This window comes from Mycobacterium sp. ML4 (genome assembly GCF_054515735.1).
In genome coordinates, this window is the sequence record NZ_JBTNSY010000023.1 from 61,907 (window position 1) to 79,050 (window position 17,144).

The 17,144-nt window shown below is 66.3% G+C and carries 8 protein-coding genes and 3 pseudogenes; 4 read left to right on the plus strand and 7 right to left on the minus strand.

Going from position 1 to position 17,144, the window contains the following annotated elements:
* Positions 1 to 4: 4 nt before the first annotated feature.
* The gene (locus ACX9NE_RS23095; RefSeq protein WP_459363593.1) at positions 5 to 1,288 is read left to right on the plus strand and encodes a cytochrome P450; all 1,284 of its coding nucleotides are present in this window, start codon (positions 5 to 7) and stop codon (positions 1,286 to 1,288) included.
* Here ACX9NE_RS23095 and ACX9NE_RS23100 read toward each other — a convergent pair.
* From ACX9NE_RS23100 to ACX9NE_RS23120, 5 genes and pseudogenes are all read right to left on the minus strand, one after another.
* A pseudogene (locus tag ACX9NE_RS23100) lies at positions 1,271 to 1,426 on the minus strand (type III polyketide synthase); the annotation flags it as partial. The gene ACX9NE_RS23095 and the pseudogene ACX9NE_RS23100 sit on opposite strands and share 18 nt — an antisense overlap.
* A 151-nt stretch (positions 1,427 to 1,577) precedes the next feature.
* Positions 1,578 to 1,787: a hypothetical protein gene (locus tag ACX9NE_RS23105; RefSeq protein ID WP_459363596.1), complete on the minus strand. Its 210-nt coding sequence runs from the start codon at positions 1,785 to 1,787 to the stop codon at positions 1,578 to 1,580.
* A 70-nt stretch (positions 1,788 to 1,857) separates the two neighbouring features.
* Positions 1,858 to 2,271 (minus strand): annotated as a pseudogene (locus ACX9NE_RS23110) (transposase); the annotation flags it as partial.
* 97 nt (positions 2,272 to 2,368) lie between these two features.
* Positions 2,369 to 3,595 carry an IS110 family RNA-guided transposase gene (locus ACX9NE_RS23115; protein WP_459363571.1) on the minus strand — a complete coding sequence of 409 codons (1,227 nt, stop codon included), beginning with the start codon at positions 3,593 to 3,595 and terminating at the stop codon, positions 2,369 to 2,371.
* A 220-nt stretch (positions 3,596 to 3,815) separates the two neighbouring features.
* Positions 3,816 to 4,578: pseudogene (locus ACX9NE_RS23120) on the minus strand (IS256 family transposase); the annotation flags it as partial.
* A 338-nt stretch (positions 4,579 to 4,916) separates the two neighbouring features.
* Between ACX9NE_RS23120 and ACX9NE_RS23125 the strand changes: the two are divergent.
* From ACX9NE_RS23125 to ACX9NE_RS23135, 3 genes are all read left to right on the plus strand, one after another.
* Positions 4,917 to 5,216: a hypothetical protein gene (locus tag ACX9NE_RS23125; RefSeq protein WP_459363572.1), complete on the plus strand. Its 300-nt coding sequence runs from the start codon at positions 4,917 to 4,919 to the stop codon at positions 5,214 to 5,216.
* Positions 5,217 to 5,221: 5 nt separating this feature from the next.
* Positions 5,222 to 6,400 (plus strand): hypothetical protein, encoded by a 1,179-nt coding sequence (locus ACX9NE_RS23130; RefSeq protein ID WP_459363573.1) that lies wholly within the window; start codon positions 5,222 to 5,224, stop codon positions 6,398 to 6,400.
* A 769-nt stretch (positions 6,401 to 7,169) separates the two neighbouring features.
* Positions 7,170 to 7,427, plus strand: a complete 258-nt coding sequence (locus ACX9NE_RS23135; RefSeq protein WP_459363574.1) for a hypothetical protein — start codon at positions 7,170 to 7,172, stop codon at positions 7,425 to 7,427.
* Positions 7,428 to 7,795: 368 nt separating this feature from the next.
* Here ACX9NE_RS23135 and ACX9NE_RS23140 read toward each other — a convergent pair whose 3' ends face one another.
* Entirely contained in the window at positions 7,796 to 10,819 is a 3,024-nt protein-coding gene (locus ACX9NE_RS23140) for a type I polyketide synthase (protein WP_459363575.1), read from the minus strand.
* Positions 10,820 to 10,829: 10 nt separating this feature from the next.
* The gene (locus ACX9NE_RS23145; protein WP_459363576.1) at positions 10,830 to 17,132 is read right to left on the minus strand and encodes an SDR family NAD(P)-dependent oxidoreductase; all 6,303 of its coding nucleotides are present in this window, start codon (positions 17,130 to 17,132) and stop codon (positions 10,830 to 10,832) included.
* Positions 17,133 to 17,144: the final 12 nt, after the last annotated feature.

Below are 17,144 nucleotides of genomic sequence, written 5' to 3' on the forward strand. Positions count from 1 at the left end.
GCCGGTGCCTTACCCGCCCGGTGAAGCGTTGCTGGCGGCGTATCGACGCCGAGGTCCGGTGATCAACGCCGGGATCGGACGGCACGGTTTCGTGTATCTGCTTGGCCCTGAGGCGAATAAGTTCGTGTTCGCCAATGCCGATGCGTTCAGTTGGCGCGAGACGTTCGAGAATTTGGCGCCGGTCGACGGGCCGACCGCGCTGATCGTCAGCGACGGAGAAGACCACCGCCGCCGGCGCAATGTGGTGGCGCCGGGGTTGCGGCACCGCCGGATTCAGGACTACGTTCCCGCCATGGTGCGCTCCGTCGACACCATGATTGACAGCTGGCAGCCCGGGCAACGGTTGGACATCTACCAGCAAATCCGTTCGGCGGTGCGGCGCAGCACCGCAGAAAGCCTGTTCGGATCCCGGATGGCCGCGCATTCGGATTTCCTTGGCACGCAACTGCAGCCGCTGCTGGACCTGACCCATCGCCCACCCCAAGTGATGAAGTTGCAACGACGGCTGCACTCCCCCGGCTGGCGGCGAGCGATGGCGGCCCGCTCACGCATCGACGAGTTGATGGATGCCGAGATCGCCGATGCCCGCGCCCGGCCCAGGCCCGACGATCACCTGTTGACGACGCTGCTCAACGGCCGATCCGATGATGGAATAACCCTCAGCGACAACGAGATTCGTGACCAGATTGTTTCGATGATCACGGCGGGCTACGAAACGACCAGCGCCGCGCTAGCCTGGGCCGCCTACACACTGCTGACGTTGCCCGGCGCCTGGGACACGGCCGCTACCGAGGTGGAACGGGTGCTGAACGGTGCGGCGCCGACCGCCGCACACCTGCCCGCCCTGACCTACCTCAACGGCGTTGTGCACGAAACACTTCGGCTGTACCCACCGGGCGTGATCTCGGCCCGCCGGGTCATGCGCGATCTGGTGTTCGACGGGCACCGGATCCGCGCGGGGCGGCTGATCGTCTTCAGCGCGTACGTCACCCACCGGCTTCCCGAGTTATGGCCCGAGCCAACCGACTTCCGTCCGCAGCGCTGGGACTCCGCGGCGCCGGACTACCGTAAACCAGCGCCCCACGAGTTCATTCCGTTCAGCGGGGGCTTGCACCGGTGCATCGGCTCGGTGATGGCCATCACCGAGATGACGGTCATGCTGGCCCGGCTGGTCGCTAGGACCACACTGCGGCTGCCGGCTCAGCGTATCCGCGCCGCGAACTTCGCCGCGCTCAGTCCCCGGCCGGGCCTGATGGTAGAAGTCTGCGGCTCACTGCCAGCGCAGTAACCTGAGTTCGGCGCAGAATCCGGGTCCCATCGCGAGCCTTCCGCTGCGCGATCGCGTCTCAAGGGTGTCGCGCCGGATGTGCACCACCGACGACAAGGACAGGTTGCCGATTTCGCCGCGCGAGCGCCAGGTCAGCTTGTCGGTCTTGTTGGCCATTCGCCGGGTTTTTCAGCTGCTCGTCGGGCAGCGAGGCTGTCGTTCGCGCGAAATTTGGGTCGACGCGAACCCAGGGTGGAGTCGTCAAGTCCCTGGGAGTGGTGTAACGGCTGATCCTTCGATTTGGTGGGGGTTAGAAGGGTTGGTTGGGGTCGGTGTTGGTGGTGTCACCTCCTGTGGTGGGTTGCCATCCGCTGTCGGGGTGGCAGGAGTCCTCGGGCCATGGCGTGGGGACGGCGTGCTCGTCGTGCCAGCCGGTGTGACCGGTGTCGGCGAGCTGGTCGAGATAGGCTTGGCGGGTCAGCCCTGGGCCGAATTCTCTTGGGGTGTTGGGGTTTGTCATGCTGCGGGCTCCAGTTCGGGCAGGTCGTTGGTGGCCGGCGGCGCGGGTGGGGGTTGCCGAGGGCAGCGGCCCGGGCCAAGACGTCCAGTCCGAGGTAGCGGCGGCCTTCAGCCCATTCGTCGTGCTGTTCGGCCAGGACGGCTCCCACGAGGCGGATGACGGCGTCTCGGCCGGGGAAGATACCGACAACGTCTGTGCGCCTGCGGATTTCGCGATTTAGGCGTTCGTTGGGATTATTCGACCAGATTTGGCGCCACAGTTCCTTGGGGAACGCGGTAAAGGCCAGTATCTCGGCGCGGGCACCATCGAGGTGCTCGGCCACCGCGGGCAGCTTATCGGCCAATGCCTCGACGACACGGTCGAACTGGGCGTGCACCGCGTGGGCATCGGGCTGGTCATAGACCGAGTGCAGCAGCGCTTTGACCCATCCCCAGGAGCTTTTCGGGGTCACCTCCATCAAGTTCGCGGCGTAGTGCGTGCGGCAGACTCCCACTGTCAACCTCTGGGTTTTGGGGGTGGCGGCCTGGAGACAGGCGATGGCGCCGCGCGGCCTGTGGACGGCGGTTGGCGATCGGTGGGTGTTAGCTCGCCGAGGTGGCCAGTACCTTTGCGGCGGTGTGCAGGGCGGGGTCGTAAGTGGTGCGATCTGTCCAGCAGCGCCACAGGATCCGCATCCAACGTGCGCCCAGTCCGCGCAGGGCGCGGTGGTAGCGCTGGCCGCGTTGGGTTCGCGCTTGCTCGAAAACAGCTGCTGCCCATGGGGAGGTCTTCAGTGAGTTGAAGGCCCACCACATCGCGGCTTCACGCAGATGGGTGTTGGCAGCATAGCGAAACCGGACACTGCACGAGCGGCCCGATGAGCGGGTCACCGGCGCCAATCCGGATTCGGCGAGAAGTGCTGCAGCAGAGGGGTATCGGCGACGATCTTCACCGATCTCAGCGAGTAAGACCGCGGTCAGGGTGGGCCCGACGCCGGGAAAGCTGGTAAAGATCTTGGCGTCGTCGTGTTCGGACACGGTGGCAGCGATGGCGTCGTCGTACTCGGCGAGCTGGCTGTTGAGCAGCTGCAGCAGTCGGGCAAACGATTGAGCGGAGAAGCTTTTGCCGGCGACCGTTCCGGGCGCGCCGCTCAGCAGATTGGCTCGCATCCGCTCGGCCAGCACCTGGGCCGGCACCCGACCGGTGTAGTGGTGACGCCTCAAGAAACCGCCCATGCGCGTGGCCTTTACCCGTGATGCGATCGCCGGGGTTGGGTAGTCCAAAACAAATGACAGCGTGATCTGCCGGTCCACCGACGAGAACAGCCGCACCGGCGCCGGGTGATAAGCCTCCAAGATCATCCGAAGCTGATGCTCGACGGCCTGCTGGGTCTCCAACAGCCGGTCCCGATCCCGCGTCAATGCGCGGATCTCGGCGAGCAGCGGTGAGGGGATCGATAGTGGCCGCCAATGCTGATGTTCGTGCCGCAGGGTGTCGGCGAGCACGAACGCATCGAATCGATCGTCTTTGACCGCGGCCACTTTGTAACGCTCGCGGGCGCGGGCCGCGATCCTCGGCGACACCGGGAACAGCACATGCCCAGCCGCCTGCAGATGCTCAACAAGCAGTCCTTCAGAACGCTCGATCGCTATCGGCAATCGCGACTCGCAGCGGTGCAGTTCGGCATCGAGGGCGGCCAGGCCCGCAATGTCGTGTGTCACTTGCAGCTGGGTGCGGCGCTTGCCTGTCGAGTCGACAATGCACAGCTGATGATGCGCACCGCCCCAATCGATCCCGGCAAACGCCGGCCATTCATGTTGTTCGGACACCAGTCCTCCTTCGAGGAATATCGGTTCCTCCATGGCCGATCTCTCCGGACGCTCATCCAGGTGCTCGAAGCACGACTCCCACTGGCCGGTCGAGAACCCGCCACCGCCGGGAGGGACGGGTCTGCCGCTGGACCTTTGCCCGGTCACGCTGCCAAGGTCCTCTCCCGACGGTGGAAGGAAACCGGCGAGACCATCCCGCCCCCCCGATGTTGACGGATGAGCGTTGCCACGCCACCCCGGGCAGGTTCGCCGCGATTGCCTCGACCAGGCCCCGGTGGGCGTCGGAGGTGACCAGCCGCACGCCGTGCAGGCCGCGGGCGACCAGATCGGCGAAGAAGGCGTTCCACGCCGGGCCGGTTTCACTGGTGGCGACTTTGACCCCGAGCACCTCACGGTGCCCGTCGGCGTTGACGCCGGTGGCCACCAGCACCACAGCGTTGACCACCCGCCCGTCTTCGCGGACTTTCATCGTCAACGCATCCGCCGCGACGAAGGTGAACGGTCCCGCCTCCCCCAGTGGGCGGGTGCGAAACGCCTCGACCTGCGCATCGAGGTCTGCCGCCATCCGCGAGACCTGCGACTTGCTCAAGCTGGTGATCCCCAACGTGGCCACCAGTTTGTCCATCCGCCGCGTGGAGACCCCGAGTAGATAGGCAGGTCGCCACCACCGAAATCAGGGCCGCCTCAGCGCGTTTGCGGCGCTCCAGCAGCCAGTCGGGGAAGTAGGAGCCCTGGCGTAGCTTGGGGATCGCCACATCGATCGTGCCGAGGCGGGTGTCCAGTTCACGGTGGCGGTAGCCGTTACGCGAGTTCGTCCGGTCCGCGCTGGGCCGGCCGTACTCGGCACCGCATACCGCATCAGCATCGGCCGACAGCAGCGCGTTGAGCACCGTGCCCAGCAGAGTGCGCATCAGATCCGCCGACGCGTCGGACAGACCCTGCTCCAACAACGCAACAGGGTTCACAATATGGGGAGCGGTCATCGTGTGGTTCCTCTCGAGAGTGCTTTGGAAGGTTCACTCGAAGGATCACGCGGTGACCGCGCTCTCGTCCCGAACGACACACCGGGAAACGATCACACGATCCGCGTTACACCACTATCAGGGACGCAACTGGTGGAGTGACCAATACCGGCGATGGTCGAACGAACGGCTGCTGGTCGGAACCGCCTGGGATCACCTGCCCATGTGACAAATGCGTCCCTGTCTCCCGGGCGGTCATCGGCCGGAGACACTGCTGGCTTGATCGGGTGGCTGCTGGGGTGTGAAAATCTTGCGCCTACGGTTTCAGGATCATCACGTTCGGGTGAAGGGGGGCTTGAGTGGCAGGTGGCGGCGAGAGGGTGGATGTGGTCGCGGTGGGGTTGCGGGCCGCGTCGGGGATCCTGACCGGGCATGCCCAGCGGGTTGCGTCGCCGGGGGGCGCGGTGAGCGGGTCGGCGGAATCGGCTGGGGTGGCCGCGACCGCGATGCACGCTGCGTGGGGTGAGTTCTGCGGCGCGTTCGGCGGTCGCCTGTCTTGGGCGTCGGCGGCGTTGACCGTGGCGTCGGGGGCCTTTGTCGCCATGGATGAGGCAGGCGCCGCGGCACTAACAGTGGTGGCGCCCGCGCAGGAGCAGTAGCCGCGATGGCCGCCGTGGGGCCGCCGACCCGGTCGCGCATTGAGGCCTTTGACCAGACGGCCGACCTGTTGACCGAGGCCGCGGCGCAGTGGCGGGCGCGGGCGGCGGTGATGGAGCGCGCCGCCCACGCCTACCTCGAGCAGCTGACCAGTCCCGGCGGGACCGCCTGGGACGGGCAGGCCGCCGGATCGGCCGTGCAGATGGCCCACACCGACACGGCGGCGGTGTTGGCTGCTGTCGACCATGCACACCAGATGGCCGACGTCGCACACCGCGGCGGTGAGGATCTGCGCGGGGCCCGCGCCGAGGCGCTGGAGGCGATCGCCGAGGCCGAGGACGACGGCTTTAGAGTCGGTGAGGACTTGTCGGTCACCGACATGCGCGCGGCGCACTCACCCGCACAGCAGATAGCCCGCCACCAACACGCCGAGACCCATCGCAGCTTCATCGCCCACCGCGTCGCCCGGCTAGCTGCCGCCAACGCGACCATCACCACCACGCTGCATACCGGCGCCACGCACATGGCGGACATGGCGCCCGCGCACTGGCACCAGCCCGTCACCGACCCCGTCGCTTCCGTCCCCGCCCAGCCTGAACCCACCCTTGACCGCCGCACCGGCGCCATCCGCGCCGTCGACAACCACTGGAAACAAGACCCGCAACTCCCCGTCCCGCTCGACCCGAAAGACATGACCGCAGCCGAAGCGCGCGCCGCCTGGCAAGCCGTCAACGCCGACATGGCGGCCTACAACGCCCGATGCGGACGCACCTTCGTCTTGCCCAACGAACAAGCCACCTACAACGCCTGCCTCGCCGACCGGGGCCCCCTACTGGAACGGCAAGCCGCGATCAGAGCACGCTTACGGGACTTAGGCATACCAATAGAGGGTGAACAGCCACCCGCGCCCGCCGCCGAGGGCACACCGCCGTCTCCGCCGCCGACGCACATCAACGGATTCACTCGACACGGAGAGGAGCAGGTCAACGGCCGCGACGGCCATGGAGTCAATGACCGCGCGCTACAGGATGCTATCGGGCATCCAAAACAACCGCCGGAGTACCAGGTGGACCAACAGGGCCGCGGCGCATACCTATATATTGGCGAAGATGCAACAGTTGTTTTGAACAAGGACGGCTTGGTGGTGACGTGCTGGCCGAATACTCGCAACGGATGGAGACATTAATGGGCAACGTTCTCGATGCCGTTTCGCCAGCGCACCGTCCTGTAATTGAGGATGAACTTGCACGCTGCGACCCTACTCTCCTGGCCGAGCTTCTCTCCGCGAATGAACCGACGCCCGAACAGCGTAAGGCAGTTAACCAGTTACTCGCCATCGCGGTGATAAACAGTTTAGGTCCCGACTATACTCCTGACAAACACGGATTGGCGGTTGAACGCGCAGTTGAGGCCTTCCTTGAGGCATGGCCGATATATCGGTAGCGCAACAGTCGAGTTGGGGGCATTCCGGACTTTGAATCTAGTGCGTTCTGCTACAATCTATCTCTCTCTGCGCGCGAATGAATGCATACCGAGACCTATTCCACATTGGAGGACGCTTGGAACAATAGACCAGAAATCCTGGGGCGTGGCTCAAGCCTATTCCACCGAAACACCTCTCCGTTATCGAGGAAGAATTGAGCCGCCGTAATCCCGATCTGCTCGACGCGCTTGGTAGCGTCCAGGAACCACCAATGAGCAGAGCCGCGCCGTCGTAAATGAGCTTATCCACGCAATGAGTGCAAACTACGGGCCGGGTCCTATTCCAAATCAGTAAGGAAAAGTAGTCGACAACGCAATCGGCGCATACTTGTTGGCCTAGCTTAGGCCAATGTATGAGTGACGTCAAACAAAGTTTCGCCACGTCGCGCAACTGCCCCAGCTACGTCGCCCATATCGATAATCGGCATTCTGCTGAACGGCTGAGCGACGATGGGAAATAAGTAAGGAAATCGATGAGCAATCTACTCGACGCTATTCCGCCGGAGCCTCGCGCGCTTATTGTGCAGGTGCTGATGCAGCGCAAGCCTTCACTCCTGGAGCAGATTTGCGAAACACAGGAGCCAACCAATAACGAAAGCGAGGCCATTATTGATGCGCTTTCCGATGCTTTGATTAAGACGTTCGGACCGGACTGGGTTCCGAATGAGTACGGATTGGCGATTGAACGCGCAATTGACGCCTACATGGAAGTATGGCCGAGCTATCGGTAGCGTAACAGTCGAGTTAGGCATCCGGCGCCGCGTGCTGTCATGGTTGAAGAGCTGATGCGATTTAATCCGGCTCTTCTGACTGATCTTCGCGCTACCCCGGCGCCCACCAATAAGCAGTTGGATTCCGTTGAAAGTGTGCTTGCTCGGGTATCCGCAAAGAACTTTGGACCGGACTGGGAGCCGGGTGCTCGCGGACTGGCAGTCGAGCCCGCAACTTCCGCCTCCTTTGAGGCCCGGCCAATGGATGAATAGCATCAATGAGATTCATGACACGCCGGGCAACTGCGGCTGCAGAACAGCTAATCCGTAGCCGAGCAAAGACAGTGATATTCAACACCTGTCGTAGTCTTGTTCCGCAGCACCCATTGTCAGCCACTATCATCACCGGGCTCGAGTGTCATCGCGATCAGCGCGTCAGGGCTCAGCGAATCGATTACTTCGTCACTCAGCGATGCGCCTGACGTGTTCTTTTCCGCCCGGCCGGCCAACAGCAGCAGTTTGTCGAGTAATCCGGTTCGCCGCAGCTCGCTGATCGGAATCGTGTGCAGTAACGACCAAATCCGGTCGTCGTCGGATTCGTTGCCGGAGCGGCCCGATAGTTGTTGCGCGAGATGCTCGGCCAGGGCGATTGGAGTGGGATAGTCGAAGATCATGGTGCGCGATAGTGACACCCCCCCCAAGGCGCTCACCGTTTTCAGGCGATTACGCAGTTCAACACCGCTCATCGAGGTGAAGCCGAGGTCTTGAAAGGCCCGGTCGGCATCGATATCGTCGCGGCCGGCGTGCCCGAGAACGACGGCGGCGTGAAAGCACACCAACTCGACCAGCCGGCGTCGCTGATCGTCGGGGCCCAGGTCTTGCAACCGTTCGGTGCTCGGGGCCGTGACCGGGGTATCGTCAGCGGTCCCCACCCAATAGCGTCGCCGCACGAATCCGTAGGTCGGTAGCTGCACGCGTCGTGGTCCCAGACCGTCGAAGGTGGCGGGCCAGTCGACCTCCACTCCCGTGCTGAACAACGTTCCTAAGGCGGTGAGCAGGGCATCGGCCTCGTCGCGGCCATCCATCAGGGTCACGACCGAAACGTCCTGATCGGCCGTCAAACCAGCGCCGGGTCCCACTTCGATGAACACCCCGCCACCGAGGCCCGCTGCCGTTTGCACTCCGTCGGCGAACCGCACCGGATTGCGCACATGATCGACCCAGTATTGCGCCGACCCGTAGCCCTCTCCGGCCAGCTCCCCAGTGGCGTTGGAAATCAACCTGATCCGCGGCTCCGAGACATTCAGGTCGGCCAGGCACGCCAAGAATGCATCGAGCATCGGCTCCATCAGCGACGAATGGAACGCATGCGACACCGCGAGCCGGTGCACTCGGCGGCCCTGGGCCGCCAACCGCTCCGCCACCGCGCCCACCGCGGCTTCCGCACCGGACAGCACCACCGAATCCGCAGCGTTCACCGCCGCCAGACTGACGCGCTCTCCCAGCAACGGCGCCACCTCGGCTTCACCAACGGCCGCCGCGACCATCACCCCACCCGCGGGCAAACCGGCCATCAGCCGGCCGCGAAGCGCCACCAGCCGCGCCGCGTCCGGCAGTGACAGCACCCCGGCCAGGTGGGCGGCGGCGACTTCACCCACCGAGTGGGCCAGCAACACATCGGGTGCCACCCCGCAGGATCGCAGGAGCGCGGCCATCGCCAGCTGCACCGCGAACAGGCTTGGCTGGGCGAACTCGGTACTTTGCAGCAGTGTCTGATCGCGACCCCAGATCACCTGTCGCAGCGGTAATTTCAGATGCGGATCGATAGTGTCGACAACCTCGTCGAAAGCCGCCGCGAACGCCGCGAACCGATGGTAAAGCTGCCGGCCCATGCCCAAGTACTGGGAGCCCTGCCCGGGAAACACCAGCACCGTCCTGCCCGGTGTGCCGGCCCGGCCGACCACCACGCCCGAGCCCGGAGCACCCGTCGCCAAACCTTCCAGACCCGCCGTCAACTGCCCGCGGTCCGAGCCGACCACGACGGCCCGGTGCTCGAACATCGATCGCGTGGTCACCAACGACCAACCCACGTCGGCGATCCCGCCCTCACTCGGCTGCCCGGCGAGGCGACCCGCCTGAACCGTTAGCGCTTGCGCCGACCGCGCGGTAAGCACCCATGGGATGGTCACGCCGTCGATTGGCGCGACGCCAGCCTGTTCCGGCACAGGCGCTTGTTCGACGATCACGTGCGCGTTGGTGCCGCCCATTCCGAATGACGAGACGCCGGCGCGCCGGGGCGCCGCCTGCCATGGCGTCAGGCTGGTGTTGACGCGTAAGCCCAGTGTCGCCAGCTCGATCCCCGCGGCGGCGAAGTTGAGACTCGCTGGGATGGTGCCGTTCTCGATCGACAGCACGGTTTTGATCAGGCCTGCGACTCCGGCGGCCGCGCCGGTGTGGCCGACGTTGGTCTTGACCGATCCAATGGCCACCGGGTGGTGCCGGCGCTCACCGAACACGGCGCCCAGAGCTCTGGCCTCGACCGGGTCGCCGACGTCGGTCCCGGTTCCGTGGGCTTCGACATAGTCGACCTGATCGCAGTTCAGTCCAGCGCTGGACAATGCCCGCCGGATGACCTCAGCCTGGGCCGCGACCGAGGGCACCGTCAGCCCGGCGCCGTCGCGGCCGGCGTTGCCGACGGCACTGCCCGAGATGACGGCGTGGATGCGGTTACCGTCACGTACGGCGGCGCTGACCGGCTTCAGCAGGACCAGGCCGGCCCCCTCACCGCGCACGTAACCGTCGGCACGCCGGTCAAACGCGTACGTGTGGCCGGACGGCGAGACCGCCCCGAATTCCTGCTCCAGCAGGGCGGTTTCACGTACCAGGTTGAGGTGAATACCACCGGCAACCGCCATCGGCCATACGCCCGTCCGCAACCCCGCACAGGCTTCGTGAACCGCCACAAGGGACGAGGATTGACCGGAATCGACGGTCATGCTGGGGCCGCGCAAGCCGAAGGCATACGAGACTCGATTGGCGATCATCCCCCGGCTCAGTCCGGAAAACGTATGGTGATCCACCTGGTGGCCGGCTTCGCGCAGCGTCAGCAGCATGTAGTCGTCACTCATCGCCCCGAGGTACACGGCGACCTGCTCACCTCGCAGCGTGTCCGGCACCAGAAACGCGTCTTCGAACAGCTCCCAGGTCAATTCCAGGGCCAGGCGTTGCCGCGGGTCCATCGCACACGCCTCACGCGGCGACAGGCCGAAGAAAGCGGCGTCGAAGTCGGCCACCCCCGCAAGGGGTTCGGTGACCTCACGTCCGTCGCGCAGCAACTGCCAGAATTCGCGCGGGTTGGTGGCAGCCGGGAATTTGCACGCAAGCCCGATGATGGCGATATCCGTAGGTTGCACGGCCACCCTCTCAGGGGGTGAAGTCGTCGTCGAGGAGGGTCAGAAGCTCACTCTTGCCGGCGCCGGTGTCGTCCGTGGGGGTGGGCGCGGCGGTCAGGTCGGCAACGAGCGCGCGCAGCCTGATGGCGACCTGCGCCTTTTCGTCGGCGGTCCAATCAGGTTGGTGCACAAGGGTATCCAGTTCGCTGCTGATGTCATTGAACCGGGTCAACGGGCTGTGTTGTGCACTGGGGACGGGCGCGCTGACCGCAAGCTGGTCGGCGAGGTACTCGGCCAGGGCGATGGGGGTCGGGTAGTCGAAGATCAGGGTGGGCGACAGCGTGAGCCCGGTCGCGGCCTTGAGGCGATTGCGCAGCTCCACAGCGGTCAGAGAATCGAACCCGAGCTCCTGGAAGGCCTTGTGACCGTCAATGTCGATAGCGCTGGTATGGCCCAAAACCGTTGCGGCATTGCCGGATATCAACTCGGTCAGGGCCCGTTGACGCTGTTCGGGCGGTAAGGCGTGCAGCCGCTCCACCATGCCGCTGGCCACCGAGGAGGCGTCGGCGGCATGGATCACACGCCGGCTCGGGCGGGTTACCAGTTCGCGCCAGAGCGGCGGCACGTCGGCCCCGCTGGTCAAGGCGGTGGTATCCAGCCGGGCCGCGACGGCCACCGGGTGATCGGCGAGCAGGACGGCATCGAGCAACCCAAGTGCCTGTTCGGTGGGTAGTGGCGACAACCCGGCCTGTCTCATCCGGGCCAGGTCTCGATCGCCGAGGTGGCGGGTCAGTGCGCTGGTCTCTTCCCACAGACCCCAGGCGATCGAGTTCCCGGACAGGCCCTGGTCGCGTCGATAGCTGGCCAGCCCGTCCAGGAAGGCGTTGGCTGCGGCGTAGTTGCCCTGCCCGGGACTGCCCACCAGGCCGGCGAGCGACGAAAACAGCACGAACGCAGCCAAATTCGCGTCGCGGGTAAGCTCATGCAGATTCCATGCACCGTCCACCTTGACCCGGAGCACCGCGTCGAGCCGCTCGGGGGTCAGCGACGTGATCACAGTGTCATCGGTTAACCCGGCAGCATGGAACACGCCCTTCAACGGGAACTTCTCGGGGATCTGATCGAGCATCGCGGCGACGGCGGCGCGGTCGGTGACGTCACAGTCTGCGACGGTCACCTGTGCCCCGGCCTGTTCCAGCCCGGCCACCAGCTCGTCCGCGCCCCCGGCCCGCGCCCCGGAGCGGCTGACCAGCACCACATGTGCGACTCCGTAGCGGTCCACCAGGTGTCGGGCCACCGCAGCCCCGGCCATCCCGGTGCCGCCGGTAATCACCACGGAGGCGCCGGTCAACGGCGACTGCGCGCCGGCAGGTCCGTTCGGGACCGTCAGCACCACCTTGCCGATGTGGCGGGCCTGGCTGACAAATCGATACGCCTGTTGCGCGCACCGCACATCGAAAACCTTGATCGGCAACGGTTTCACCGCCCCGTCCGACAGCAATCCGAGTACCTCGTCGTACATCCGCGCCATCAGATCGGGCCCGGCCTCGAACAGGTCGAACGCCTGGTAGCGAACCCCACGGTGCTGTTCGGCGACGGCCTGCGCGTCGCGGACATCGGTTTTGCCCATCTCGAGGAAACGCCCGCCCGGGGCCGTCAGCCGCAACGACGCGTCCAGGAACTCGCCGGCCAGCGAGTTGAGAACAACGTCCACCCCCGCGCCGTGCGTGACCGCACGGAACTTCTCCTCGAACTCCACCGTCCGGGAATCGGCGATGTGCTCGTCGTCGAAACCCATGGCCCGCAACGTGGCCCACTTTCCGCGGCTGGCCGTGGCAAACACTTCACAACCCCAATGGCGGGCCAACTGCACGGCAGCCATCCCCACCCCGCCGGCCGCGGCATGGACCAGCACCCGCTCACCGGCCTTGAGTCCGCCCAACACCGACAAGCCGTACAGCGCCGTCAAGAACACCACCGGAACACTGGCGGCGGTGGCCAACGGCCAACCCGCCGGTACCCCGGTCACCAGCCGCTGATCAACGACCGCTTCAGACGCCCCCGCGCCCAAGTGGCCCATCACTGCGTCGCCGACCGACAACTCGGTCACCCCGGGGCCGACCTCCACGACCACCCCGGCACCTTCGACTCCCACCTCCCCCGAACCGGGATACATGCCCAGGGCCAACATCACATCACGGAAATTGACACCCACCGCTCCCACGGCAACCCGGACCTGCCCCGGACCCAATTCCACCCGTTCACAACGCCGGGCGGTCAGCTCCTCCAGAGTCCCGCCGCCACCAGCACTCAACCGCCACATGCCATCCGGTAGCTCGAGCAGCGACGACGAGGCATGCACCAGCCGGGCGCCGTACACCGCGCCCGAACGCACCAGGAGTTGCGGCTCCCCGTATCGCAGCGCCTCCTCAACTGACACCGAATCATCGGAATCGAGCAACACGATCCGACCCGGATGCTCGGCCTGGGCGGAGCGCACCAGGCCCCACACCGCGGCGCCCGCCAAGTCCGACACGGCGCGGTTGGGCAGTGCCACCGCACCGCGCGTCACGAAGGCCAGCACCCCGTCGGAGTCCAGGTGGTCCTGCAGTACCCGCAATGCCTGGTGCGCGGCACCCGAGACCGCGTCGGGCATCTGGGTATCCGATGGCAGTTCCCAGACCGAATTCACGCCAACGGCGCCACTACCGTTGTGCTGCAACGGCGTCCACACCACTTCCAGCAAGCCGCCGCCCGCTTTCCGTCCCGCCGGGGCGGCCGCCGCCAACGCCTGCCCGGAAACCGGGCGCACCACCAGCTCCCGCACGGACAGCACCGGCAATCCCGCGGCATCGGCCAGCTCCACCGACACTGAACCGGCGCCGGTGGGCGCCAGCCGGACTCGCAGCCGTGATGCGCCTGCGGCGTGCAGCGCCACCCCCTGCCAGGAGAACGGCAATGCCAACTGCTCGCCGCCCTCGACGAATCCCCAGGCGTGCAACGCCGCGTCCAGCACCGCGGGGTGAATCCCGAAGCGCCGCACGTTCACCCCCTCGGGTGCGACCACCTCGGCGAAGACCTCGCGTCCACGTCGCCACACCGCCCGCACGCCCTGGAACGCTCGCCCGTAGCCGTAGCCCCGCGCGGCCAACTGCTCATATACACCCGGCGCATCGACCGACGCGGCGCCGACCGGAGGCCACGTCGACAAATCGGCGCCGCCCCGGATGCCGCCGAGACCCAGGACGCCCTCGGCATGCAACACCCACGAATCACCGCCCCTGGCAGCCGAATACACCCGGACGCCGTGGCGTCTCGCGTCATCGGCGGCGGCAACGACAACCTGCACCGGCACCCCGCCACTGGCCGGTAAAGCCAACGGCGCCAACAGGGTCAGCTCCTCGATGACGGGGGCGCCGGCCTCGTCGCCGGCCCGCAACACCAGTTCCACGAAACCGGCGCCCGGAAAAAGCATCACCCCGCTGACGACATGATCGGCCAACCACCCCTGCACCGCGGGTGACAGCGAGCCGCTCAACACCACACCACCGACGTCAGGCCGTTCCACCACCACACCCAGCAGCGGGTGGCCGCTACCGGCCAAGCCCACGGTGGCCAGCTGCGTCGGCCCGACCCCCGGCTGTGCCAACCAGAAGTGCTGCCGGGTGAAGCCGTAGGTCGGCAACGGAACCCGCTGAGCTCCGAGTCCGGCGAACGCCTCGCGCCATTGCACGCCGACACCGGCGGTGAACAGCCGGCCCAGTGCGATCAACAGCGAATCGACTTCGGGACGGTCCCTGGCCATCAGGGTGGCCGATACGGGTTCGCCCGCCAGGGACTGCTCGGCCAAGGCCATCAGTCCGCCACTGGGACCCAGCTCGACAAAGACCTTGGCACCCAACGACTCCGCCACTTGCACGCTGTCGGCGAATAGCACCGGCCTTCGCACGTGCTCGACCCAGTATTCGGCCGATCCGTATCCGGGACCGGCCAGTTGACCGGTGACGTTGGACACCAGGCTGATCCGCGGTTCGGACACTGCCACGTCGACGAGTGCCGCCGCGAACTCGGTAAGTATCGGTTCCATCAACGCCGAATGGAAGGCGTGTGAGACGGCCAGCTTGTGCACCCGTCGACCCCGAGCGGCGAGCGGCTGCACCGCTGCGTCCACTGCGGCCCGCTCACCCGAAATCACCACGGACTCCGGCGCATTCACCGCGGCGATCCCGGCACCCGGACCCAGCTCGGCGACCGCCTCAGCCTCGCTGCTTGCCACCGCAACCATCACCCCGCCGGCCGGCAGCCCCGCCATAAGGCGGCCACGGGCCGCCACCAGCCGTGCCGCATCCTCGAGTGACAACACCCCTGCCACCTGTGCGGCCGCGATCTCGCCGACCGAGTGGCCGAGTACCAGGTCCGGCACCACACCCCAGGTTTGCAGCAGCGCCGCCAACGCCACCTCGACGGCGAACAACGCCGGCTGGGCGAACTCCGTGCTCTCCAGCAGCGCCGCGTCGGTACCCCAGACGACCTGCGGCAGCGGCAGTCTGAGGTGGCCACTCAACGCATCGGTGGCCGCGTCGAAGGCCTTGGCGAAAACCGGGAACCGCTCATGAAGCGCACGGCCCATGTGCAGGTATTGCGCGCCCTGCCCGGGAAACACGAACACCGTCGGACCCACCGGGCGGGTACGACCAACTGCGACGTCCCCGGACGGCTGACCGGCGGCCAAGCCGGCGAGCGCCTCCAGGAATTGCGCACGTTCGGTGCCCACCACCACGGCACGGTGCTCGAACAGCGACCGCGTGCTCACCAGGGACCAGCCCACATCCAGTGGACGCGCGCCGACGTCGGAACGCAGCCGCGCCAACAGCCGCTGAGCCTGATTGGCCAGGGCCGGCCCCGAATGTGCCGACAGCACCCACGGGGTAGGACCGGTGAACGGTTCTGGTGCAACGGCTTGCGGCGCCGGAGCCTGTTCCAGGATGACGTGGGCGTTGGTGCCGCTGATCCCGAACGACGACACACCGGCCCGACGCGGCCGGCCCGACGCCGGCCAAGGCCGCGCTTCGGTCAGCAATGACACCGCGCCCGCCGACCAATCCACATGCGGGGTGGGCGCATCCACGTGCAGCGTCTTGGGCATCACCCCGTGCTGCATGGCCAATACCATCTTGATCACTCCGGCCACGCCCGCCGCCGCTGACGAGTGACCGAGATTGGACTTGATCGAACCCAACCAGAGCGGCTCTTTGCGGTCCTGGCCGTAAGTCGCCAAGATCGCCTGCGCCTCAATAGGATCGCCGAGCATGGTGCCGGTCCCGTGGCCTTCGACGACATCCACGTCGGCCACGCTCAGACGTGCGCTGGCCAACGCTGCCCGGATCACCCGCTGCTGCGACGGGCCGTTCGGCGCGGTGAGGCCGTTGGACGCGCCATCCTGATTCACCGCCGAACCACGCACCACCGCCAACACCGAATGCCCCAGCCGCTGCGCATCGGCCAGCCGCTCGACCACCAGAACGCCGGCGCCTTCGGCCCACGACGTGCCGTCTGCCGCAGCCGCATACGCCTTGCAACGGCCGTCGGCGGCAAGCGCTCGCTGACGGCTGAATTCCACGAACCCGCCGGGGGTGGCCATCACCGTCACCCCGCCCACCAGCGCCAGACCGCACTCGCCAGATCGTAGCGACTGCGCGGCCAGATGCAGCGCCACCAGCGAGGACGAGCACGCCGTATCCACCGATACCGCCGGGCCCTCCAGACCCAGCACGTACGCCACCCGACCCGAGGCCACGCTCAACGTGGAACCGGTCAGACCGTAGCCCTCGAGTTCGCCCTTGACCTCGCCGCCGTAGCCGGCGTGAATCACACCGGCGAACACCCCGGTGGCACTGCCCCGCAACGTGATCGGATCGATACCGGCGCGCTCCAACGCTTCCCACGACACCTCGAGCAGCACCCGCTGCTGTGGGTCCATTGCCAGAGCCTCGTTGGGCCCGATACCGAAGAACCCGGCATCGAATTCGCCGGCATCTGTGAGGAAACTGCCACGCCGCGTGTAGGTTTTGCCGAGCGCATCCGGGTCGGGGTCATAGATGCCGTCGACATCCCAGCCGCGGTCCACCGGAAAATCCGACACGCCGTCGCGGCCGTCGATCAGCAACTGCCACAACGCTTCCGGCGAATCCGCACCGCCGGGATAGCGGCAACTCATGCCCACCACCGCCACCGGCTCCGAAAGCTTGTCCTCCAACTCGGACAGACGCCGCCGGGTGCGGCGCAGATCCGCGGTGAGTCGCTTCAGGTAGTCAACCTGTTTGGTGGCGTCCACTGATGTTCCTTG